Raw genomic sequence first — 22,500 nt, 5'->3', positions numbered from 1 at the left:
AATTACGCCCCTCCTCCAAATACCGCTAACTCTTCTTCTGTCACATCGACTTTAAATAAAATGTTCTTTACGGCACTGATACATAAGAGCACATCTCCTGTTGGTAAAAACGGTATTTCATTCAGTTCACTTGTACTGATTTGCCCCGCAAACACTCGTCGTAACATGTCTAGATTGTTGCTGTCTTGTTGCATAATAAATTTGTACTGCGTAAGCTCAAAGAGTGTCTTAATTTTTTCTACTGCTGCCACACTTGCATCCTCTGGCACAAAGTCTCGGATAGAATGACTTGCAAATACAATCCCTGCAAAATATTTACGTGCTTCTCGGCTAAACTTAATCGTGAAATCCACCGCATGTTGACTACGTTCACTCGTATTAATCAAATGATGGGCTTCATCCATGATAATGAGATAACGAATCACATCTTCAAATTGTATTTCTTTTCTATCAAAGGCTTTCCACTGTGGCAATCCGTTTTCTAACATCTCATCCCACATCAAGTTCATCACACTGAAAATCTGTGCTTGAAAGATTTCTTCTTTTAAACTCATGAGATGACGCAATGAAAAAAAGACGATTTGCTCTTTAGAGAAATCTTCTACCGTGGAAATACCGTTAAATAAATGTCCATAATTGTCTACTAAATTAATAAGGTTTAATTCAATCAGTTCTAGCCGTTCCTTACGAGTCGGACTCACATTAGAACGGTATATTCCTTTCTTTATATCTTCATATAATTCTGTACGAACAAAATGTAAATAATCTGAGAAAATCGGATATTCATTTGCTGGTAAACTCGTAATATGATTAACAGCTCCCGATTCATCACTCCATAATTTCTTAGCTACATACATTTTACGCAGTAAATTCTCATACTCCTTAATTTCATCATCTTTTGCTTCTGGCGCAATAAAGCGATAAAAAATACTCATTTTAGATAAATGCTGGGTAAACGAACCTTCTTCTGTTTTAGCCGTTTTATATACTTGAAGCGGATTGATTTGTCCTTGCGATCCATCTAATGCAATTTGCTTCCCGTTATACTCTTGCACAATATCTTCAAACTCACCTGTAATATCAAACCCACGAATCTTATATCCCTTCATTGCATTATCACTCATAATTTTTTTCAATAAGGTTGACTTGCCGGCTCCCATTTTACCAATTACAACACCGTTATAACTTTTTCGTTGTTTATCTTTATGGAACAAATCAAAAATGACACTCCCCTTTGTTTTGGTCGTTCCATAGTAAATACCATATGGATCATTTAGAAAGGTAAAGTGAAATGGAAACCCTCCTGCTAAAGAAAGAGCCGGTATTTCTTTCCCATTTCGTTTATTGATATATTTCTTTTGCATCTCGAAGCTTGATGTTAAAGAAGCCCACTCATGTTCTTGTTCATTTAGGAATATGGCACCCCTAAAATTATAAGATTCTAATGTTTCCATGACTTCTTTTGCTTGTTTTTCTAGCTCTGCCATCGTTCGTGCTGAAATATAAATGCGTAAATGTACTCGCTTCAGCACCTCTCCTTTTGATACTTGTTGATATAACGTTTCTAACTCATTAAACTGTTGTTCCGCTTCAATACGCTCAATATTATCTTTAGCGTTCGCATGTCGAACGCTTTGTTCTGCCATTGATTTATTAATCGATTCAACCACAATTTTTCGGCTATCACTGATAATATCAAGCGTTGTAATAACATTCGGCATATTCATGATTGGTTCTAACCAAAAGTCATTTACCGTTGTTTGATACCCATATACATGAATACAGGATTGTAATCCATCTCCACCTTGAACATATACTTCTTGGAATTTAATACCCCCTTGCGGTTGAATTTGGGCAACTAATTCCTTGCTGATTTGTTTCTTTTCTTTTTTCTCTTCTTTCTTTTTCTTTCTCTTTAAAAAATTAAGTACAGACACATTCATCACCTCTTTTTATTTTTTTGTACCAATTTTTGAATTTTGATTATGCAATTTATATAAAATTTCTATTTTCTTTTCCTCTTCCATCTCTAACAATGGTATACATCGTTGTAAGTACCGTTTTGACGATTCCACCCGCTCTTTCACAACAAATTCGTTCTCACCATACACAAATAAAAAGTACTCCCGGTTTGTGCGCCCCCACTCTAAATACTGAAGTTCTTTCAATTTTTGTACGAGGAAGCGTTCATATAACGGATTCTGGCATGTTTCAATTTTCTTCAGTAGAAAACGTTGTTGTCGTTCTGTAGAAACTGGAAAATTCATAGATACAATCTTGATGGACTCTTGGTATGATTGATAATAATGTGCAAGGTGATAAATCGCATATTCCGCTTCTTCCTCATTCATGGAATAAATATCCGTACCCTGGATCTGTAAGATATCTACAAAACCTTGTTCTTCTCGAAATTCAAAGACCCCTGATTCTGTCATATCAATAATCGGAATCACCTCAGCAATACTTTTTTTGATATGAGGTGGCTTCTCTTTCTTTTTGGCTTTTTTTGCTTTCTTCTCTTTTTCCGTCTTCCCTTTGCTTCCCGAATCTTCGTCAATCTTCGCTGTTTTTTTCACAACATCTTTTTTCTTTTTTCCAAGATGTTGCATCAAGTTTTTCTTCTTTTTCTTTGCCGGCATTTCTTCTTCTCTCAAAGGAGCAACCGTTGGTTGTACTTCTTTCTTTTCCTGAAATCCTTTGATTTTTACGACTCCCCTTGGCTTTTTTTCTTGCTTTGGCAATTGCGGGGACGGCTTGGCTTCGCTCTTCTTTCCTACTCCGTTATTCATTTCTTTTTCATTGAATAATGCCATTCCATTTCCTCCTTTAGTCTTGTTCCTGGTCAATTGCACAATACGTAGAGCGTTTTCGAGCTAACATAATAAACAGTACCTCAAACATCCGTTTTTGCGGGTTTGTATTGGGTCGAACAATTAAAAGGACACCTACAATCAACATAAAAATATAATAGGGAATTTGAAACATCGGATGAACCAAGGGCTTAGTTGTCATGGTGAAAACCACAAGCCCTATAATGAACAAGAGATCAAAAAGATATAACACTTTGTTGATTTTCAATTCCGTTCGTATTTCTTTTGGAATACGATAGTTTGCCATTTTCATTTCCTCCTTTTTAAGCGAAAAAAATAAGCATTCCATGTATGCTTACTGTGTTGTAACCTATGCATCTTTTCTACGACTTTTAGGTGGATTTTGATTTGTATTTTGATTTGTATTTTGCCCTTCATTCTTATCTTTTCGTTTGTTTCGCAAGCCCTCTCCTGTATTTTGTCCAAGCTGATAAGAACGTCTTGTCTTTTGTACGGTTGGAGAATTATGAAATGCATTAAAGAGACGATCCTTTGCATATTGCCCAATCGTACGGTTTTCTCTTTGTGGTGCTGGAATATCCTCTGTAGAAGTTGTTGCCGTATCTATCGGACGAGATGAACCAGAAGAGCTTTCACCACTTGAAACTGTTCCGTTATGGCTTGGTTGAGATGGTTCTGATGCACTTGATGGTGCTCCACTACTACTTGGTTGAGATCCGTCTGTTGCACTTGATGGTGTTCCGCTACCACCTGGCTGTGATGTTCCTGTTGTACTTGATGGTACTCCGCTACTACTTGGTTGAGATCCGTCTGTTGCACTTGATGGTGTTCCGCTACCACCTGGCTGTGATGTTCCTGTTGTACTTGATGGTACTCCGCTACTACTTGGTTGAGATCCGCCTGATACACTTAATGGCGCACCGTTATTACCATTCACACGAGTTGGATTCTCACTTGCATTCTTCTTATTTTGAGAAGGTGTAATCCCTTGCGTTTTGGAACCATTCGCTCCTCCTGCTGTGCTTTTTGTTAAATTAGCTGAAGATCCACGTTCTCCATTTTGAGCATCTTTATCAAAACCGGATGATTTGATTTCATCTTGCAAGGACACAGCGCCGTTACCTGCCTCGCCTTGGGATGCTTGATTATTTTCTTTTCCATAACTGGATTGATCTATTTCATTTTGTAAAGATGCATTATCAGTTCCAGTTGCGCCGCCCTCGGCACCGCTTTGTTTTTCCTTACTTTCCGTTCCATTTTCCTTACCTTTTTGTTCTTTAGATTGCTTCTGATTTTCTTGTTCACTACCACTTGTTTTCCCTGCATTCTTATATCCACTTACCATACCTGCGGCACCTGCACCGACTTGTAATGCACCACTTCCTGCCTGTTTGAACATACCAGCCGCTTTGGATGCCATATTACTAGTTGCTTTACTAAGCCCTTTTCCAAGTGCGTATCCACCGGCAACGACTCCCCAACCATTTTTCAATCCTGCATCAATACCAAAAAGACGTTCACAAATAACGGGACCATCTACAACCGCAAGGCTCAAACAAATTAACGCCACAACATAAGCAATGCCATTTACATGTTCATGAATATAATTCATACCGATGAGATAGAGCTTTAATGAAAGGAAAATCATAATCATGATGAGAAACGCATTTAAAATGTTCATCAGGATATGCTTTGTTTTTTGTCCATTTGCCACATCTGCCGGTGCAACTAAGTTTGCTAGAATGTAGCTGAAGGCTAATTCGAAGCATAGTTTTCCTAATTTGATTGCTGTAAATAGTAATGTCATACCAATTACAAATAATGAAGAAGCGATTTTCCAGAACTCCCAGTCCCAGCGGTAATATTTATCTGGCCAAAAATCAAACCAACCATTTTTCAAGTCTATCAGTACTTCTTTTCCATCTGGTGCAACACTAAGTTTCTTTTCTAAAATTTTTTGTCCATCCTCTGAAAGCTTAGTATCTTTATTAATTTTAGAATCTTTATCAATTTTTTCTAGGATATCAATACGTCTGATGTTCTCTTCTGGAATTTTATTAGGTTCTTTCAGTTTTGTAGTTTTCCACTTTTCTATATCAAACTGTGCTACATCTGTAAGACCATCCTTTATAATCTTTTCACTGGTAGTTCCACTGCCTTTGAGATCCACTGCCTTAATTGCCTTATCTGTAAATTTATCTGCTTGCATCATCGCCGTACTTAGTAGCACAATTACCCCCATACTGATAAAAATATTCACCGCAATCTGTTCACGATTTGTTTTCCGATTGAATATTAACGTATATCCAATATAAATGAGCGAAAACGCAAATAACACATAAAAAAGAGGCTGAAAGTCTCGCACAAAAGATTGTACTTCTTCTGATGCAAATAACGTTTTGACTAACAAAATTTTATCTGTAATTCCTTCTAATGCATCCACCAGATACGATAACCCTAAAATAATCATCCAACCAATCGAACGGAGAATATAATTCGTAAATCCACCAATTTCTAAGTATTCACTAAATGTTTTTAGTATTTCTAACACTTTCTCATCATTCATGGTTTCACCCGCTTTCTCTTAGGCTTCAAATACTTCTTGTATCGTCATATCAAGATAATCATCCACTTCGTCTACTCGTATCACAATCGGCGCCTCACCGGTTCCGCCTGGCTGTAAGACTACAACACCATTTTTCAGCCCTATCATTACCTCTCTTCCCGCTATTACTTGATCCCCGTAAACTTGTAAAATATGTTGTAAGGAATTTGTTACTTGCATCATACTTCCTCCTTTACACCTTCTTTTTCTAGTAAACTATCCATAATTTCACCGTATTTTCCATTAATCAAACGATACGTATTCTTATCGATTTGTCCTGTCGTCACTAATATTTTTAGATCTTCTATAAAGCTTTCCATTGTACTTGCCTGAATATCCGCTAATGGTCTATTCCATTGCCTCATACATTTCTTTTCAATCACACTCCAAATGGAACGATGTGTTTCAAAGAATTCTTCTGCTGGTTTTTGTTTCCAATTTTCTAAGGTTAGTGGTTCAAATACATGAGCTGATTCTGCTACTACAACAGGTTCTGATGAATATGCTTCTTCAGGAATTTCAATCTCTTCATCAATATCCGCAAATTGTGGTTCCTCAGGCTCTTCTTCTGAAGGCGTAGGCACAGGTTCTGGTTCAGATCCTGGTACAATTTGTTTCGGCTCTTCTGGTTGCCCATTTGACTCCTCTTCTTGTTTTGGGAAGAAATCAATTATGAGATCCCTTGGATTCACATATTCATGTAAAGAACGAATGTCGATATCTAAAATGGATTGATCCGTATCAAAGTCATCTCCTAAGTACTCCCAACGGTATTTCATAACCGTTTTTCCTCGGTTCAAAATGGGAAACGGCTCTATCTTTTCAAACTTATTATCCCGACGCTTCATAAAGCGTATTACTGCACTTTCTCCTTCTTGGAATCTCATTAACTCCGTTGGCGTTAATAATGGTTTCGTATCAATCCCTTCTGTTTTACTCTTATCAATTGATAATCCTTTTCCACTTCGAGATAATGAATTGATTGTTTGATTTCCTAACTTTTCAGATATTTCTTTTGCGGTTTCTTTATTACCAGATTGAATATAAATTTGATTCCCGCAATTGTCTTGAATTGTTGTACTTGCGTCTCCATATTTCATTTTTAACTGCGGAAGAGCTTGCACGATGAGGTTAAAACGGATATTACGCCCCAAACAAACTGTAACGATATTCCCCATATCATCAATCGCTGGCATATTACCAAATTCATCCAAAAGAAAAACTACTTCTCTATGACATTTCCCACCACGAGCTAAACCAGCATATTTGGAGAGTACAAAATATAGCTGTCTAATAAAGATTGAAGCAATCACATGATTACTAGAATCGTAATCTGGAACAATCATAAAGACCGCAATTGGTTTCTCGAAGATGACAATGTTATCAATTTGTAATCCATCTTGTTTTTCGACAACTTTGAATGTCGTTTCACCTGTCTCTCTATTAACCGTTTGAATTTCTATAATCGTTTTCTTCTTTGTTTTGCTTTCCATCACATGAATACGCTGACCTTTTTTTACGCTTTGCTGGAAATTCAGTTCAAAACGCCCTTCTGTATCTGTTTTTACACTTTCTTTCGATCCATCAGGAAAGATAATTTGTACACGTACCCTTGGTGTCCCTTTTCCTTGCAAGCTCTTTCCAAAGCCAATTCGTTTTAAGTCGATACTATTACGAGACGTCATTTTCGCAATGCCATCAAAAGTAAAGATGGATAGTTTACTCATTGTAGTACTAAAGATACTCCCTCGTGTGGTACCACCTTTTGCAAAGCTAGAAGTTGCAAATTGCATCTTCGCAACACTCTCAGCAGGAAGCATTTCAAAATATATATCTAATGCATTTTGTGTATTTCCTTTTGCATCAATTACAATTTCTTTGGAGCCAAGCTCTGATAACATGTTTGCGACTGCATACATCGAAATTTTATCCTCTGTCTTTTCCTGGATACATTTATCTATAACCGCTAAGATTAATGCATTACATAAACTCATCGCACTATTATTCCAAAATGGATCTTTTACATTTGGATTGTAGTAAAGTGAAAATGATAATGTATTACAAAGTGTTTGAGCTGTTGCTGTATCCCCTTGTTTGTAGGCGTCTTTGATAAGCTGAAGCAAATTGTAGCTCATCGACTCTAACGGGTTAATTAAATTTAAAACTTCAATATGAAACCCTCGTTTTTCCAGCGTTTTTTTCGATGCCGCTAGCAATTCACCCTTCGGGTCATTGACGATTAAAGATGGCTGTATTTTGGCACGAGAATATGCATCAATCGTTGGAAATACAAAAGTTTCCCCTTTACCTGAACGAGTCGTACCAATGATTAAATTACTAACAGCACCATCATCAATTAATAAGCGACCTGCTTTTGCACTATCTTTTAACTTTTTAATTTCTTGCCATTTTTCCATCCCTTTTGCTTCCATCACTTTTTTTGCTTGCCGTAAAATGGATTTCAGCGAAATTTCATCATACCTAGAAATGACCACACCACCTTTTCCCTCATATCGTTCGGTCTTTTCAGGAATCGCTCGATATTGTCGTTTCACTTCATCAAGTGTTGCAAAACGAGAAGAATCTTTTTGATTCTGATTTAAATCTTTAAAACTGGAACGAATCTTGTAGGCGAATTGCATGGTACAAAAGCTAGCAATTAAAAATAATACGAGATAGAGTAACAATGGATGTTGAAAGGTATATAGATCCTCTATCCCAATATGAAAGGGCTTTGGATGTAATAAGTCTGAAAATGTTGTCTTCACCAGTTCTACGATGACGTTCCCCAGAAAATTTATGATAAGAAAGATTCCACCAAATAAAAAAGCACTCATTGGGATGAGTACTTTCCATTCAGCTAATTTGTATTTCAATGGTGCTTTTTGATGCACATTATCCCCTCCTTTTTAGAAAATAAAAGAGCTGGTTGAACATTCAACCAGCTTGTTACCTTTTACTATTAAACTAAAACAGATGATTTCGGCTTATCTCCTCCATCTGTTGGTGGATCCACTGGCGGTTTTGGCTTATCTCCTCCATCTGTTGGTGGATCCACTGGCGGTTTTGGCTTATCTCCTCCATCCTTTGGTGGGTCTACCGGTGGTTTTGGCTTATCTCCACCGTCTGTTGGCGGATCTACCGGTGGTTTTGGCTTATCTCCTCCATCCTTTGGTGGATCCACTGGTGGTTTTGGCTTATCTCCTCCATCCTTTGGTGGATCCACTGGTGGTTTTGGCTTATCTCCTCCGTCCTTTGGTGGATCCACTGGTGGTTTTGGCTTATCTCCTCCGTCTGTTGGCGGATCTACCGGTGGTTTTGGCTTATCTCCTCCGTCCGTTGGCGGATCTACTGGTGGTTTCGTATCTCCCGGATCCGTTGGTGGTTCTACTGGTGGTTTTGTATCTCCCGGATCCGTTGGTGGTTCTACTGGTGGTTTTGTATCCCCTGGATCCGTTGGCGGTTCCACTGGTGGTTTCGTATCTCCCGGATCCGTTGGTGGTTCCACCGGTGGTTTTGTATCTCCTGGATCCGTTGGTGGTTCCACCGGTGGTTTTGTATCTCCCGGCTCTGTTGGTGGTTCTACTGGTGGTTTTGTATCTCCTGGATCCGTTGGCGGTTCCACCGGTGGTTTCGTATCTCCCGGATCCGTTGGTGGTTCCACCGGTGGTTTTGTATCTCCCGGCTCTGTTGGCGGTTCCACTGGTGGTTTTGTATCTCCCGGATCCGTTGGCGGTTCCACTGGTGGTTTCGTATCTCCTGGATCCGTTGGTGGCTCTACTGGTGGTTTCGTATCTCCTGGATCCGTTGGCGGTTCCACTGGTGGTTTCGTATCTCCTGGATCCGTTGGCGGTTCCACTGGTGGTTTCGTATCTCTCGGATCCGTTGGTGGCTCTACTGGTAGTTTCGTATCTCCTGGATCCGTTGGCGGTTCTACTGGCGGTTTTGGTTTCTCTGGCTCTGTCGGTGGTTCTACTGGTGGTTTTGGCTTCTCTGGCTCTGTCGGTGGTTCTACTGGTGGTTTTGGTTTCTCTGGCTCTGTCGGTGGTTCTACTGGTGGTTTTGGTTTCTCTGGCTCTGTTGGTGGTTCTACTGGCGGTTTCTCCGTTGGAGCCACATCTACAATGCTTGCTAGTGATAAGTCTGTATTTTGATCACCAAATGCAAATTGGTCACCTTTAACTGTTACTTGCGGACTTCCATCTGTAATAACTGCAACCACATTGTCTTTCGCTGTATCATGAATCGTTTTATCTGAAGTTTCGTTGTCAAATAGAGTTAGAACACGAGAAGTTGTTTCATCTCCATTTTGAAGATTACTTGCAATTGTCTTATCCTTATAATTTACTTTGTTTTTATCAATGTCTAAAACGTATGCAACCTCTTTATCCTGACTTTTTATCGCATTTTCTGTTATTGTTTCAAAGTCTTTTTTATTTATATCTTCTTTTTTTTCTTCTGGTTTATTTTTATCAGCTTTTTTGGTTATAGCTGGCTTACTTTTTGCTGTTTCCTTACTTCCAAACCAACTACAACCAGCACTACCTAATAACAACGAACCACCTACAGCTACAATTCCCATCTGTCTAAAAAACTTCTGATAGTTTAATGGCATAGCATTTCTTCCCCCTTTAGATCTCGCTTAATTCCTTATCAATTTTTTCGATTTTCGCTTTCTTTTCTTCTTCACTCAGCGTGGATTGCTGTACATCTTTCTTTTGTAGCTCTTTCACCTCTTTCATTAGCGTTTTGTTTCCTTGTGTTTTGGCAAAAGTAAAGCAATCATCAAATTTCTTCTGATTCACATAAGCTTCAGCTACAAGTTTTTCACGTCTACCGTCCATATTGACTTTGCCTTTTAATCGAATTACATCCTCATATTTCTTATTGAGTACTGCCTTTTCAAAATCAATCACATCATTTTTAACATTTATCTCATTTATTTTTTTCATATTGTCGATACCGATATAGTAAGCTACAACACTCTCCGCAAATTTCGCTTCATACTGTATGGCCTTATTTGCCTTTCCACTTAATAAGTAAGAGAATAAGACTGCTTTTTGACTCTCTTTATCTAGCCCTTTATAATCCAATTTCTCAAACTCTTGAATTGCCTTTGGATATTGTTGAATAGAAGCTTGTTGAAGTCCTTTCACTAAATGCGTATCCGGCTGATTCGTTCTTGCTTCAACTGAATTTGTTGGAACAGTATACAAGGAAAAAACACTTACAGCTCCTACTACAATCCCGCCAACCGCTCCCCCGATAATTTGAAACAGGTGTTTTTTGTTCTTTTTTCCTTTTTCTAAAGGAAGCTCCTCATTAGCATGTTGTTTCCCTCTAGCTCCGTTGTTTTCTTCTGGTGCTTTTACCTCTTCAGGTGGAGCAATTTCCTTTAAAAACTCTTCAATATCTTGTCGCATCAGTTCTAACAGTTCTTCTTTTTGTTCCTCTTGTTCTTCATCCATTTCCATGGCAGACAGTTTGTTTTCTACATGTTCATACAAATGAGAAGCATAACCAGCCCCTAAAGACAATGTCCCTGCATACAACTCATTGTCTTGATCTAAAATATGAAAATCTACATGGACAATGTTTTCTTGCTCCTGTAACGCTTGTTCGAGTTGGTACGAAATCTTACAAGCATCCTGTAACGACATCTTCTGAAAACTTTTAATCTCTGGTATTGTGCTTTTGGTAAACATGACTTCTAACATAAACTATCTCCTCCTCCCCTTTCTAACGCTCTACATTGGCATATAAAAAGAAGCTATACAATTGCATAGCTTCTTTACCAAAACGTATTTTGTTGTATCCTCACATCCAAAAGAACAAAATGGATCCAAATTTGATATTACTATTAATACCTTCTGCCAATCCCTTTGCACCCATTACAATGATTAATCCTACTGCTGAACCAATAAACCATCCTTTACTTTGGTGTCTTCCTCTTTCCCCACCCCAGATCAGGTAGTAACCACCGATACAAAATGCGATAGCCGCACTAATGATTCCTAAACGTTGTGCCCAGGTTAATACTGATTCACCTGTTTTCACTAAACTAGCCATGCCATCTCCGGCACCTAGAATTAATTGGTTTAATTTAAACATATCCTACACTCTCCTTATATTTGTGTTATACAACTTCACTTGACTGAGAAAGATTCACCGGACGTTCAGGTGCCCTACTAGAACCTTTTTCTTCTTCTACAAATAGAGTGAGTGCTTCTAATATTAATTCTTGATTTCCTTCAATGAACTGTTGATGTTGTGCATGGAGCCAATTTTGATAACTTTCTCCTTTGACTTTCAACAACTTTTCGACCAAGTCCCGTGACTTCTTTAAATCACGTTGTGTAACAGTTGGATTAGACAATTTATTACACCGCCTCTCTATCCACTTATTTATCGATATACATTTCCTTCATATTACGTACAAACACATCTAATTCTTTTTCTAACTCAGATGGTTTGTATTTATCTAGTGCGATTTGTTTTTTCAGCTTCCCTTTTTCATAATAAGCCAATGTTTCTCCATTTTGTTCTAAACCATAATCTGCTTGGTTTTTCTCACCATCATAATTAGGGTGATTACTATCTAATTCCTTACCATTTACACCATTATTCTTTAACGCTCTTTGAATTTGATTCATATAGCCCACTCGATCCTCTTTACGGAAAGAATACATTACAAATCCTGTTCCATCCTGTGACATAAATTTTTTCATCTCTTGAGGGCTTAATTCTTCAAGTTCTCCTTTCTTGCTATTTGAGAATACCAGTGTGGAACCAATCCCTAAGATTGCAACCAATGTAACAATAACGGCAATGAGTTTTGATTTTCGAGTCATAATTTGACCTCCCTATTACTATTAAACAAGCGATTTTGGAGTCTACTGAGAGTTCAGATCGTTTCTCCACATCTGGTTATTATTATAGCAAGAATATTGGGAAAATAATGATTAATTACCATTTATGGCTGATATGGTAAACCCTATATTGGCATGCATATGAACATTCATCCCGACCGACCTTCATAAGCCCAATACTGCACAACGTTTTGGCATGTACGTAGAACCTTGTGTATCTACTGTTTTTTGTTTTCATCGCTTCTTTAGAATGTCATACTGGGATATTCCTCACGATTACTAACTCCTACAGATGATGGATACACCGTATTTTTCCCATGGTCACAGGTGCGTTTTACGTATTCACGCACCGAACAATAAATCAATCGTATACCCAACCTTTTTAGTGACCGTTTCGAAAGGGGGCACGCATGTGAAATTGTCAAAGGACAGTTGTGCTTCGATAAGGAAAAACTTTCGTTTTGACCGTCTATAAAAATAGTTACGAAATTGTTGGTTTTTCCATTATCGTCAGATAAATCTATCTATCTCAGCACACTCCAAAACCGCTTGTTTTTTTCTCGAAAATCATCTTATTTCCGTCGTTGGCACACAGTCGTCAATTCATCATCCTGGTTTCTTCTCTTGGCAATTACTTTTTGTTTTTCATCCATGACTGAACGAACACGGTAATAGATCTCTGCAACCCTTTCAATATTTCCTGTTGTATTTTCTACCGCTACCGCTCCTTTTAACTGATACACTTTGCCATCGAATGTTTTGACACTTTGTGCACGTGACGACGATATATCATAGAATGCAAGTCTCTGCTCTTTTCCCATGTGTATCGCCTCCTCGTATGATTAAGTTAAGTTTTATAGGCACGGAATGTACCTATAAACCCAAGAGTATCTATTTTTATGAGATACTTATATTTGTAGATAGAGTGTTGCCGATCGCCTCCTTGAATCTTTGTATTCGTTTTGAAGAATGGTACCTCTGTCTAATAAGTAGTTTACGAATGAGTTGGATGTTGATGGCTATTAGCCATTCTTCGTATCTCTTACGAGGTAGTAGCGCTTATTAGTTCAGAGGAGGACAACACTATCTAACACTAATTAAAATAGGAGTGTAATCTATGTTCTATTTAGGTATTGATATCGCTAAACATAAACATTATGCGTCCATTATCAATCACACTGGAAAACCTATTACTAAGCCATTTCCCTTTCGAAATCACAGAGAAGGTGGACAAGCTCTATTAAATTGGGTGTACCAATACATTGAATCTCCTACAGAACTACTCATCGGAATGGAAGCAACAGGACATTATTGGTTAGCTGTTTATTCCTTTCTACTCGATCATGGTTTTTCAGTCATTGTGTTGAATCCAATTCAAACCAACGCCTGGCGAAAAGGAACTGAAATTAGAAAACGAAAAACAGATGCCATTGATGCCACTATGATTGCCGATGTCATTCGATTTGGCCGTTTTCTTGAAACTCCACTTATAGACGAGAAAATGTTCGCTTTAAAACAAATGAGTCGCTTTCGTAACACACTTGTAAGTAACATGAGTGATTTGAAGCGAAAGGTTCTTGTCGTATTAGATCAAACTTTCCCAGAGTACCAAAGTATTTTCTCTGATGTTTTTGGTAAAACTTCTTCACAACTCTTACTTGAATATGCCTCTCCTAGCGACTATGAACAGATATCTATTGACGATTTAACAAAAATCATCGAGCAAACCAGTCGTAATCAACTTGGGAAGAAAACGGCCAACAAACTGATGGAATTAGCCTCTAATTCTTTTGGTGTTACCTTCTGTAAAGACGCTTTTTCCTTCCAACTAAAAATGTTAATGGAGCAAATTCGCTTTATCGAGAATCAAGTCAAAGAATGCGAAGAACAAATGTCCCAACTTTTAATTGACTTAGATACTCCTATCACAACAGTACCTGGTGTTGGTCCTATCTTAGGTGCCACCATATTAAGTGAAATTGGAAATATACATCGTTTTGACAAGCCTTCTAAACTTGTCGCTTATGCAGGTATTGATGCCTCTGTGTCTCAATCTGGACAATTTGAATCATCAGGTACTATATCCAAGCGTGGCTCTTCCCATTTGCGTAGAGCTTTATTCCAAGCGGCTATTACAGCTCATAAACATGACCCTGTATTGAAAGCTTTTTATGAAAAGAAACGGAAGCAAGGAAAGCATTACTATGTTTGTATAGGAGCTGTGGCCAGAAAGCTGTGTTACATTATCTACGCCATTCTTAAAAAGAATAAGCCTTATGAAGTCCCTCCACATCCAACAGAAACTTGACTTTTTCATTTTTTTGAAACACTTTATGTTTATTTGGTGTACCCTTTTTTAGGAAAAACACCCCCTATTTATGAAGTGAATTTCCCCTTGACTTCTCATAGTTGGTCTTCGAAAAGGGGAAGGACTTAAAATCCCCCCTTTCATCTTGTATAGTTTTCTAGCCATCTATATATCGCGAATGGCTGTGAAATCCCTAAAATCCTGATAAAATCCTTGTTTTGAAAGGTAAGACTATGCTAGAACCGTTGTCTGACATGAGGTAGCAATTCTGTTTGCTCCGTGTTTTCCGTATATACGCTGTAAAACGGAATGAGATTCTACAACGATAGAAGTTCGAATATTATAAGTGGCACTTTTCTCTAAAAACTGCTCCATATGAGGGATGGGGTAAAGATTGAATTGATAAAACACTAGATGTATCGGTCTGATTTTCTTCTTCTCTGTTAGGAAATGAAGAAAGTGAGATAACGCTTCTCCTCGATCCTCATAGGTGCTATTATTTGTATCTATGCTAATATACGTGACAACCTTTTGATGATCTTCATAATCTAAAGAGACTGTTTCGCTTAACAAATCATACTTTACAATGCGATAGCCTTGTTTTAATTTCTGTTGATGTGTATCTTCGTAAAATTGACCCGTCGGATCAAAAATAAAGATAAATCTTTGCTCTGCTTTTCTTACCCCCTCTATCACTGTTTGATACGCCTCTTGAGAATCTCTAATTACATCTACACCCTTTTCCTCTCGATTCGAACTCTTCATTGCCTGTAGAAGCCCTGAGCATCTTTGAATGACTCCTAGCATGTCTTTCTCTCCTTTCTTACTTTTAATTATTGAGCTTTTTTGCGGCTCCTTACTGCAAATACAGCTCCAATTGCGCCAAGTACGATACATGCAAGCCCAATCCATTTTATGTACGGATTTTCAGCTTTACCGCCTGTTGTAGGAAGGTTTGCATCTACTTTTTCTACTTGCTTTGGTGTTTGTTCTAGTTGTGGTTTTGTAGCGATTTGTTGTGGTTTCTCTGGTTGTGGTGTTTCTGGTTGTTCTGGTGTCTGTGGTTGTGGTGTTTCTGGCTGTTCTGGTGTTTGTGGAGTCTCTGGTGTAGATGGTGTCGGTTTCTTTTGATCCTTCACTGTATGCTTGATAATTTCTCCATCCTTTTTAATCTCAAAAGAGAAGGTTTCTTCGTTAATCAGATAACCTTCTGGCGCAAATGTTTCTTTATATGTGTACTTTCCTGCTAGGAGTTTTTCAAACTTCGCAATCCCTTCCTTGTTTGTTTTCCCTTTTACTACTTCCTTCCCTTTCTCGTTATAAATTGTAAACTCCGCTCCTGGAAGTTTGTTGTTTCCATCAGCTACGTCTACTTTCGTGATTTCTAAAATGCCTTCAATTTTTTTATCCTTTACAATATGTTTAATAATCTCGCCATCCGCCTTAATTTCGAAAGGGAAAGTCTCTTCATTCACTACATAACCTTCTGGCGCAAATGTTTCTTTATATGTGTATTTCCCCGCTGGGAGTTTTTCAAACTTTGCAATACCGTTCTCGTTTGTTTTCCCTTTTACTACTTCCTCCCCTTTCTCGTTGTAAATTGTAAACTCCGCTCCTGGAAGTTTTGTATTTCCATCGGCTACATCTACCTTTGTGATTTCAAGTGAACCTTTGGCCTGTGCATTTTTTGCGATTAGTTCAATTGTTTTTCCATTCTCAGTAACATTGAAAGGAATTGGATCTTTTACTAAGATGTAACCAGTTGGTGAAGATTTTTCAATGAATTGATACTTTCCAAACGGTAAGTTATTAACTTTGATTAAACCGTCTTTATCAGTTGTATATTCCTGAAGTTGATTTCCTTTTTCATCTACAAGGACAAACACGGCACCTGCTAATTTCTTTTTACCATCCTGATCTACTTTTAAAAGTTGCACATTCCCTTTGATTTTTGTATTTTCTACAGTGATTGTTGCAACTTCACCAGTTTTCACTTCAAGGGTTTTGGGTTGGTCATTTAATACATAACCAGTAGGAGCTTTCACTTCTTTTAAAGAATACTTTCCAGCTTCTAAACCAGAAAGGCTCGCTGTCCCCTCCTCATTGGTAGTAATCGTGCCTATCTTTTCGTTTGCACTGTTGAATACTTCAAATACAGCACCTTGTAACACTTCTTTTTGCTCTCCTACTTTTACAACCTTCAATCCACCAAGGGATTTCCAGTGTACTTGTAGATCAGTACTTACTTTCTCTTCATTTCTTTCTAATAAGACTGTTGCATCCTGTATTTTGTCATTCCCCTTATAGGCTACTGCATGCAACTTAGAAAGATTAGAAGATACTTTCAAGGAAAAAGTACCACTTGGAGAGGATTTCGGTACAAGGATACGGAATTGTTCTCCTAGATTGAACTGTTGTTTCTCTTCTCCGTTTGTTGAAACAACTTTTGTTCCAGTTGGTGCATTGGTTAGTTGGACTGTAAATACACCGTTATTTGCATTACTTTCTACTTGATAGTTTGTCGTCTCAAAGTACTCACCTTTTAATTTTGCTTCTTGATTGTCTGTTGGTGTTACATTCATGTACAGTTCTTGTGTTTCCTGACTCGCATCTGCCCCAGCAATAATTGCTTTTACAGCTTTAGCAACATTCGCATTCTTATGCTGAACTTCATTAATGTCAATTTGACCCAATGCCGCCCAAACAGAAATCTGTGTTGCATAATGCGCCTCTTTCCAGTTAGAAACCCCCAGTTCTTCTGGACTCTTTTGTGGGTATCCATTTAGAAGGACTCGGTACACAATATTATCTGTGCGTCCCATCTCTGGAAGGTCGTTTCCATTGGGACTAAGTTTTCCATACGTTAAACAGTACGCAATTTGACCATTTGTATTCTTCAGTAACTCTGTTCGTAGTTCTTTCCCGTACATGGGGCTATAACTCCATTTCATTTCATATCTCTCATGATTAATGACTTCAGCACTCGCTTTCGTCAGTGGAAATACAAAATTCAGAACAACTAGAAGCATACTCACAGCAATGAGTAACGTTTGATACGATCGTTTCAACATATTAACAGCTCCCTCAAATGATATACAGTTTTCAATGATAGATAAAACAGAATTTTCAGATTTTAAACTTTAAAAAATAATAATAAAATTGGACCCTTTCTTCATTACTGATTTACAATATAAATGTATAATTGTATATTACTAAGCAATGTTTCATTCCAACTTTGCTCGATAGTAAGTTGCGAAAAAGAGGCTCTCAATAGGTACTCCACAAAAATCCGCAATACTTTTTGCCCGACTAGAAATCAGTCCTTTTCTCCCTGATTCTACATCATACAATGTACTAACTGGAATTTTGGAACCGTTTGAAACCTCATTAATTGTATAGCCCTTTGATTCACGAATTTCTCTTAGAACTGTCAAATATCTCACCCCCTTATTTACAGTTTATTCGTCTTTAAGACTAAAGTCAACACTTAAAGTTCATATTTTTAACACTTTAAGTGTTAAAAATATAGATACTCTTCTTAAAACCTACTTGTTTAAAATTGGAGTGATAACTTATATGAAAATTGAAGAAAACGTACTAGGAAAAAACATAAAAAAATTAAGGGCCTTAAAAGGAGTAAATCGCAAAGAAATGGCGGAAGATCTTAAAACTACGTATAGGACTGTTTCTAGTTGGGAAACAGGAGAAAAAAAACCTCGCCTAAACAAATTAGAAGAAATCGCAAATTATTTTGACGTTAATACAGCTTCTTTATTAAAGAGTGAAATTCCTGATAAAGAATTATTAAATACTATAAAGGGAGAAGATCCTGTTGAACGCCTAGCCCGACTGCTTTATGAAAAGTACATGAGCGTTCCAGATAAACATAAACCTAGAATTGAAGAAGAATTACTAAAATATGCAAATAAATTAAAAATGCAAATTGATAAAGAAGAATAGAGAGTCTCTACGATTGAGACTCTCTTATTCTTCTTTACAGCTATATTCTGAGCATAATTCAATAATTTCACCAAATGTTTGTAAATCCATTTCTTTTATAATCTCTGTAAGCTCATATATACTTAATTTCATGTCTTTTCCTCCATTTTTAGATTGTGAATTTAGGTACATAAATTTCGCAATTCCTTATTTAGAAATTTATAAAACATTTTATAAAAGCACAAAAGACACCGTTTAAACGATGTCTTTTTTAAATAAACAAGATTAAGAATCAGCCTCCACCACCGGGGTCAACCATTCTAGGCATTATGGATTTATTAACTGTATATTTCAAATTAGATTCATATGATTCAAATAAACTCGGAGAACCTCCGCCAGGATCTACATTCATATAAGAAACAAATTGATTATCAACATGTTTAAATTTAAAATGCCATTGATACGATACCAATTTATCTGATAATCCATTTACTATTGTTATCACCAGTAAGGAAACTACTATCAATCCAAATAACTTTTTCACTCTATTCTCTCCTTTCTGTAAAAACTATATTATAAATTCCATATATTCTTCATATACTCCTTCTGCAAATTTCCCGTACAAGAAATCATTATTTGACTTAAACATATTAATAGATTTCTTTATTAATGCTAAATCATCCTTAGCCATCCCCATATAACATGTCTGCATTGGTGATAAGTACTCTTTTTGTATTTCAATTTTTTCTAATATACTTATAGCTTCACTTTTTTTCCCTTCCTTAATTAAAAAAAGTGCAAACTCAGCTGGATGAAGTTTATTAAATTCTATTTTATCTATATCTTTCCACCAGACAATTCTTATAAAATTGATATCGTTTAACGCTATCATAAATTTTAAACTTTCTTTCGCCCCACTCAATATATTTAAAGCTTCCAAAAAGAATTTTAAAGACTTATTGTAATCAGAGAACATGTAACTTTCTCCACGCCTAATATTCAAAAATGCTTCCATGACTGGGAAAAATTTCAGATCTCTATATGTTCTTAAACATGTGTTATGTTCTTCAAAATCTTGACACATATCTTTTCTTAAAAGCGAATAACTCCATAGTTCTTTTACCCAAAAATAATATAAATTCTTTAAATAACTATTCGTCACTAATTTCATATTATTTTCAATCCTAATCTTATATCCTTCCATCAATCCAAAATCACCTAAATCACATAAAATTAGCATGCTAAGTATGTCACAATAGATTTCTATATCATAATTTTTTTTATTGATTATGGTTCTCGCCTTTTCAATATCTAAATATAAATCTTTAACATTATCTCCATCCAGACGAGCAATATATAAACTAAAAACTTTTTCCAATCGCTTCATTTCAATGTCGTCACTTTTCTTACATAGTTGCGAAATAAACTTCATTAATTTCAAGTAATCATTTAAGTGGGCAATAGCAAATGCAACTTTCACATTTATATTCATTCTATCTTTTAAGGAACTTAAATAATTAATCATCATTTGTTCTTGCTTATCTTTATCATTTTCAAAAACAATATATACAATTTTGGAGAAAGTGTATACTGATAATGCATTATCCTTGTTAAAGTAATTTGAAATGGTTGATTTAGCAACACCAACCTCTTTTGCAAGGTCTGTGTATGTCATATTCTTAAATGATATGTAATCATCAATTTCTTTTGCTAGATTCTTCATATATATTCACCTCTTTTTCAGCGGTATTCAGTTGAGTTTATAAAATATTCAGAAACATACATATTTAAGGCGATTATACCATAACAAAAAACTCCCTATTTTTCTCATTAATTATCAAAATATTCAGTTAATCAAAGGCGGATGAATAATAATTTTATCTATATTTTTCTCTTTAACTCTAAATATGAACTTTAAGTGTTGATATTCTTCAAACGGAATTGTAGAATATAAATAACTTATCTATGTACACAGTTTTTATAAACCAAAACAAAAAAAAACCCACCGTCCAGTTTTTAATTGGTTTCTAGTTTGGCGACCGGATCCAATTAAAAACTCCACAAGATAGGGTTTTAATTCACACTACAAATGTATGTGTTTTTCTTTAGTATCATACTTGATATTAAAATTATATCATAAGGTACATACTATGTGAATATAAAACCTCTGTTTTCCTGTTTAATTTGTGGTGGGAAAAATAGGAGGTTTTTTCTGTGTTATTGCACAACTTTTTGCTCCGTCGAGCAAAAGCTGAATTAAGTCCCCGAATCAAACACTTATCCAAAACACCTGGGGCTATTAATCAAGCAATCAAGAAAGTTACTACTTATATTGATAATATTGTCCTAGAATATGAGGGTATTACTACAAAGGATTATCTTACCAAACGAAAATATGAAGCATTAGAAACTGTTTTATCCTATTTGGTACAAGAAGGGTATTCTCAAGTAAAGCAAGATCATATCAGCAAAAAATCAGGTATTTCAAAACCAATTATTAACTACGTGTTTAATTGGTTACAAGACTTGGGAGTATGCCAACAAATCAAAGTACGAAGACATGGTAAAATTGCCCCTTCAATTTACATTTTAACTTTACATAACAATTACTTAAAAATCATTGAATATTTCAAGGTGAAATGGGCCGTAGCAATTGATGTATGCTCTACTTTCACTAAATTTTTAAAGAAAAAGCTCTTTAAAAAAGCTGTTGAATCCAAGCATGAGGAAAAGAATATTTCATCTACTGGCATAGATATTTTCAATTTTGAAGAACTAGAAAAACCAAATATTAATGCAAAAAACACTACTGATAGATCCCAAGATTTAGATGATTATTTAAGTGAAGATCAGAAAAAAGCCTATCGCTATATAACAAGTCAACCAGTAACATATTTAACCGAACAGGACGCTTATACTATAGCCTTAAGAATGCCGAAAGAAATTGACCGTTATCAAAGATGGGATTTTGAAAAATGCGTTGAATGGTTTGAATATGATCAAGCTGAAATAAGTAATCCCGCTCATTTTATGAAGATGTTCGCTGAAAAATCTAAACAAAGAAAAGAGCGTAACGATTACAAAGCAAAAGAAGCCTTAACTAATATGGAAAACGAACAAAAATATGAAAGCAAACTTCCAATTATAGACTGGCTTAATAGCAAGAAAATGGATTCCGTCTTACAAAAAATAGGTGTTCTAAAGCCCTAATTAAAAAAACATCTAAAACTTAGCCTTGCTCAAAAAAAGATAATTAGCAAGGCTATTTGTCATGTATTCTTATAACCTCTAAGCAACTTATCCTTTTTCGACACAAAGAAACTCAAAGCACCTCTCAATTCCTATAATTATTTCTCATTTTCTAGACTATTCTGCTATGAAATTTACACTTGTATAAAACTGAAAATTCACTTATTTATTCACAGATTGACCTTGAAATTTACTAAGATAAAATCTTGAATCGCTTGGTATAGTTAGCCTAATATCTCTAAAATAGATTCTAATATTTATAATAGTTTTATTTTTAAACAAGATTTAATAAATATAGTATTCGATCCCATAAAGTACACAACATAGGTATTTTCTTTATTTAGCGGTATGGTTTTAAAACTATATGTATAATTGCAAGTTTGAATTAAAGTTTGAATTAAAGTTTAATCAGCAATATAGAATGTACTAATAATTTTAACGTTTTCCGAAAGAAGTCTCCTTCCTCAAGTGTGTGCAGGCGATACCCCAACGGTAGGTGGGAGATGAATTTCGATTTGGCACTAGCCAAAAGATTGTAGTAAACTCATTACATACAGATTGTTCTTTGAAAACTGAAGATATGGGGTTGATACGAGAAAAGATTCGTATCGTAAAATCTTCAATCAACTCGTCACCATATCAAAATAGCGAAAACCAAGCCATGACGTTGATATGGATAAAACAGTCATAATCGCTAAA

Annotated in this window: 20 protein-coding genes; 3 read left to right on the top strand and 17 right to left on the bottom strand. The window is 36.2% G+C overall.

Annotated features, from left to right (window positions below; all coding sequences use genetic code 11):
• Positions 1 to 2: 2 nt before the first annotated feature.
• The 12 genes from AAIE21_RS22490 to AAIE21_RS22435 all read right to left on the bottom strand — a co-directional run bounded on the left by AAIE21_RS22490 (position 3) and on the right by AAIE21_RS22435 (position 13,126).
• Positions 3 to 1,943 (bottom strand): VirB4 family type IV secretion system protein, encoded by a 1,941-nt coding sequence (locus AAIE21_RS22490; protein ID WP_343268820.1) that lies wholly within the window; start codon positions 1,941 to 1,943, stop codon positions 3 to 5.
• Between the two features lie 9 nt (positions 1,944 to 1,952).
• Positions 1,953 to 2,813 (bottom strand): hypothetical protein, encoded by an 861-nt coding sequence (locus AAIE21_RS22485; protein ID WP_343268819.1) that lies wholly within the window; start codon positions 2,811 to 2,813, stop codon positions 1,953 to 1,955.
• Positions 2,814 to 2,826: 13 nt separating this feature from the next.
• Positions 2,827 to 3,117, bottom strand: coding sequence for a DUF5592 family protein (locus tag AAIE21_RS22480; protein WP_033798162.1), 291 nt, complete (start codon positions 3,115 to 3,117; stop codon positions 2,827 to 2,829).
• 63 nt (positions 3,118 to 3,180) lie between these two features.
• Positions 3,181 to 5,397 (bottom strand): pLS20_p028 family conjugation system transmembrane protein, encoded by a 2,217-nt coding sequence (locus tag AAIE21_RS22475; protein ID WP_343268818.1) that lies wholly within the window; start codon positions 5,395 to 5,397, stop codon positions 3,181 to 3,183.
• 18 nt (positions 5,398 to 5,415) lie between these two features.
• Positions 5,416 to 5,616 carry a hypothetical protein gene (locus AAIE21_RS22470; RefSeq protein ID WP_343268817.1) on the bottom strand — a complete coding sequence of 67 codons (201 nt, stop codon included), beginning with the start codon at positions 5,614 to 5,616 and terminating at the stop codon, positions 5,416 to 5,418.
• The gene (locus AAIE21_RS22465; protein WP_343268816.1) at positions 5,616 to 8,330 is read right to left on the bottom strand and encodes a VirD4-like conjugal transfer protein, CD1115 family; all 2,715 of its coding nucleotides are present in this window, start codon (positions 8,328 to 8,330) and stop codon (positions 5,616 to 5,618) included. Before AAIE21_RS22465 ends, AAIE21_RS22470 begins: the two co-directional genes overlap by 1 nt.
• A 68-nt stretch (positions 8,331 to 8,398) precedes the next feature.
• Positions 8,399 to 10,051, bottom strand: a complete 1,653-nt coding sequence (locus tag AAIE21_RS22460; protein ID WP_343268815.1) for a hypothetical protein — start codon at positions 10,049 to 10,051, stop codon at positions 8,399 to 8,401.
• A gap of 16 nt (positions 10,052 to 10,067) precedes the next feature.
• Positions 10,068 to 11,153: an LPD25 domain-containing protein gene (locus tag AAIE21_RS22455; RefSeq protein ID WP_343268814.1), complete on the bottom strand. Its 1,086-nt coding sequence runs from the start codon at positions 11,151 to 11,153 to the stop codon at positions 10,068 to 10,070.
• A gap of 100 nt (positions 11,154 to 11,253) precedes the next feature.
• Positions 11,254 to 11,547, bottom strand: a complete 294-nt coding sequence (locus AAIE21_RS22450; protein WP_174103674.1) for a hypothetical protein — start codon at positions 11,545 to 11,547, stop codon at positions 11,254 to 11,256.
• A gap of 25 nt (positions 11,548 to 11,572) precedes the next feature.
• Positions 11,573 to 11,812, bottom strand: coding sequence for a hypothetical protein (locus AAIE21_RS22445; protein WP_343268813.1), 240 nt, complete (start codon positions 11,810 to 11,812; stop codon positions 11,573 to 11,575).
• A 25-nt stretch (positions 11,813 to 11,837) separates the two neighbouring features.
• Positions 11,838 to 12,287 (bottom strand): hypothetical protein, encoded by a 450-nt coding sequence (locus tag AAIE21_RS22440; RefSeq protein ID WP_343268812.1) that lies wholly within the window; start codon positions 12,285 to 12,287, stop codon positions 11,838 to 11,840.
• 590 nt (positions 12,288 to 12,877) lie between these two features.
• Positions 12,878 to 13,126: a hypothetical protein gene (locus AAIE21_RS22435; RefSeq protein WP_098337359.1), complete on the bottom strand. Its 249-nt coding sequence runs from the start codon at positions 13,124 to 13,126 to the stop codon at positions 12,878 to 12,880.
• 296 nt (positions 13,127 to 13,422) lie between these two features.
• On the opposite strand from AAIE21_RS22435, the gene AAIE21_RS22430 reads away from it, so the two are divergent.
• Complete coding sequence (locus AAIE21_RS22430; RefSeq protein ID WP_343268811.1) at positions 13,423 to 14,613, top strand: IS110 family RNA-guided transposase; 1,191 nt, start codon at positions 13,423 to 13,425, stop codon at positions 14,611 to 14,613.
• 231 nt (positions 14,614 to 14,844) lie between these two features.
• Here AAIE21_RS22430 and AAIE21_RS22425 read toward each other — a convergent pair whose 3' ends face one another.
• From AAIE21_RS22425 to AAIE21_RS22415, 3 genes are all read right to left on the bottom strand, one after another.
• Positions 14,845 to 15,420 carry a TraM recognition domain-containing protein gene (locus tag AAIE21_RS22425; RefSeq protein ID WP_343268810.1) on the bottom strand — a complete coding sequence of 192 codons (576 nt, stop codon included), beginning with the start codon at positions 15,418 to 15,420 and terminating at the stop codon, positions 14,845 to 14,847.
• A gap of 26 nt (positions 15,421 to 15,446) precedes the next feature.
• Positions 15,447 to 17,684 (bottom strand): SpaA isopeptide-forming pilin-related protein, encoded by a 2,238-nt coding sequence (locus AAIE21_RS22420; protein ID WP_343268809.1) that lies wholly within the window; start codon positions 17,682 to 17,684, stop codon positions 15,447 to 15,449.
• A 153-nt stretch (positions 17,685 to 17,837) separates the two neighbouring features.
• Complete coding sequence (locus AAIE21_RS22415; RefSeq protein ID WP_343268808.1) at positions 17,838 to 18,047, bottom strand: helix-turn-helix domain-containing protein; 210 nt, start codon at positions 18,045 to 18,047, stop codon at positions 17,838 to 17,840.
• A gap of 142 nt (positions 18,048 to 18,189) precedes the next feature.
• On the opposite strand from AAIE21_RS22415, the gene AAIE21_RS22410 reads away from it, so the two are divergent.
• The gene (locus AAIE21_RS22410; RefSeq protein WP_016133013.1) at positions 18,190 to 18,573 is read left to right on the top strand and encodes a helix-turn-helix domain-containing protein; all 384 of its coding nucleotides are present in this window, start codon (positions 18,190 to 18,192) and stop codon (positions 18,571 to 18,573) included.
• Positions 18,574 to 18,844: 271 nt separating this feature from the next.
• On the opposite strand, the gene AAIE21_RS22405 is transcribed toward AAIE21_RS22410, so the two are convergent.
• Together AAIE21_RS22405 and AAIE21_RS22400 are read right to left on the bottom strand one after the other, a co-directional pair.
• On the bottom strand, positions 18,845 to 19,096 hold the full coding sequence (locus tag AAIE21_RS22405; protein WP_343268807.1) for a hypothetical protein: 252 nt from the start codon (positions 19,094 to 19,096) through the stop codon (positions 18,845 to 18,847).
• Between the two features lie 24 nt (positions 19,097 to 19,120).
• A complete protein-coding gene (locus AAIE21_RS22400; protein WP_343268806.1) occupies positions 19,121 to 20,275 on the bottom strand; it encodes an AimR family lysis-lysogeny pheromone receptor in 1,155 nt (384 codons plus the stop codon).
• 491 nt (positions 20,276 to 20,766) lie between these two features.
• On the opposite strand from AAIE21_RS22400, the gene AAIE21_RS22395 reads away from it, so the two are divergent.
• Positions 20,767 to 21,762: a Replicase RepFR55 gene (locus AAIE21_RS22395; protein WP_343268805.1), complete on the top strand. Its 996-nt coding sequence runs from the start codon at positions 20,767 to 20,769 to the stop codon at positions 21,760 to 21,762.
• Positions 21,763 to 22,500 lie beyond the last annotated feature (738 nt).

Origin of the sequence: Paenibacillus sp. 102, assembly GCF_039549175.1 — a bacterium.
Taxonomy (GTDB): Bacteria; Bacillota; Bacilli; order Bacillales; family Bacillaceae_G; genus Bacillus_A.
Note: the sequence above shows the minus strand (reverse complement) of the source record. Positions and strands in the feature narration are given on the sequence as shown.

What these genes read in the sequence shown, in the direction of transcription:
- AAIE21_RS22485 (WP_343268819.1), bottom strand. Translation starts at nt 2,813, where the DNA reads ATGGCATTATTCAATGAAAAAGAAATGAATAACGGAGTAGGAAAGAAG.
- AAIE21_RS22460 (WP_343268815.1), bottom strand. Translation starts at nt 10,051, where the DNA reads ATGCCATTAAACTATCAGAAGTTTTTTAGACAGATGGGAATTGTAGCT.
- AAIE21_RS22480 (WP_033798162.1), bottom strand. Translation starts at nt 3,117, where the DNA reads ATGGCAAACTATCGTATTCCAAAAGAAATACGAACGGAATTGAAAATC.
- AAIE21_RS22410 (WP_016133013.1), top strand. Translation starts at nt 18,190, where the DNA reads ATGAAAATTGAAGAAAACGTACTAGGAAAAAACATAAAAAAATTAAGG.
- AAIE21_RS22440 (WP_343268812.1), bottom strand. Translation starts at nt 12,287, where the DNA reads ATGACTCGAAAATCAAAACTCATTGCCGTTATTGTTACATTGGTTGCA.
- AAIE21_RS22430 (WP_343268811.1), top strand. Translation starts at nt 13,423, where the DNA reads ATGTTCTATTTAGGTATTGATATCGCTAAACATAAACATTATGCGTCC.
- AAIE21_RS22475 (WP_343268818.1), bottom strand. Translation starts at nt 5,397, where the DNA reads ATGAATGATGAGAAAGTGTTAGAAATACTAAAAACATTTAGTGAATAC.
- AAIE21_RS22450 (WP_174103674.1), bottom strand. Translation starts at nt 11,547, where the DNA reads ATGTTTAAATTAAACCAATTAATTCTAGGTGCCGGAGATGGCATGGCT.
- AAIE21_RS22400 (WP_343268806.1), bottom strand. Translation starts at nt 20,275, where the DNA reads ATGAAGAATCTAGCAAAAGAAATTGATGATTACATATCATTTAAGAAT.
- AAIE21_RS22490 (WP_343268820.1), bottom strand. Translation starts at nt 1,943, where the DNA reads ATGAATGTGTCTGTACTTAATTTTTTAAAGAGAAAGAAAAAGAAAGAA.
- AAIE21_RS22420 (WP_343268809.1), bottom strand. Translation starts at nt 17,684, where the DNA reads ATGTTGAAACGATCGTATCAAACGTTACTCATTGCTGTGAGTATGCTT.
- AAIE21_RS22435 (WP_098337359.1), bottom strand. Translation starts at nt 13,126, where the DNA reads ATGGGAAAAGAGCAGAGACTTGCATTCTATGATATATCGTCGTCACGT.
- AAIE21_RS22455 (WP_343268814.1), bottom strand. Translation starts at nt 11,153, where the DNA reads ATGTTAGAAGTCATGTTTACCAAAAGCACAATACCAGAGATTAAAAGT.
- AAIE21_RS22470 (WP_343268817.1), bottom strand. Translation starts at nt 5,616, where the DNA reads ATGCAAGTAACAAATTCCTTACAACATATTTTACAAGTTTACGGGGAT.
- AAIE21_RS22425 (WP_343268810.1), bottom strand. Translation starts at nt 15,420, where the DNA reads ATGCTAGGAGTCATTCAAAGATGCTCAGGGCTTCTACAGGCAATGAAG.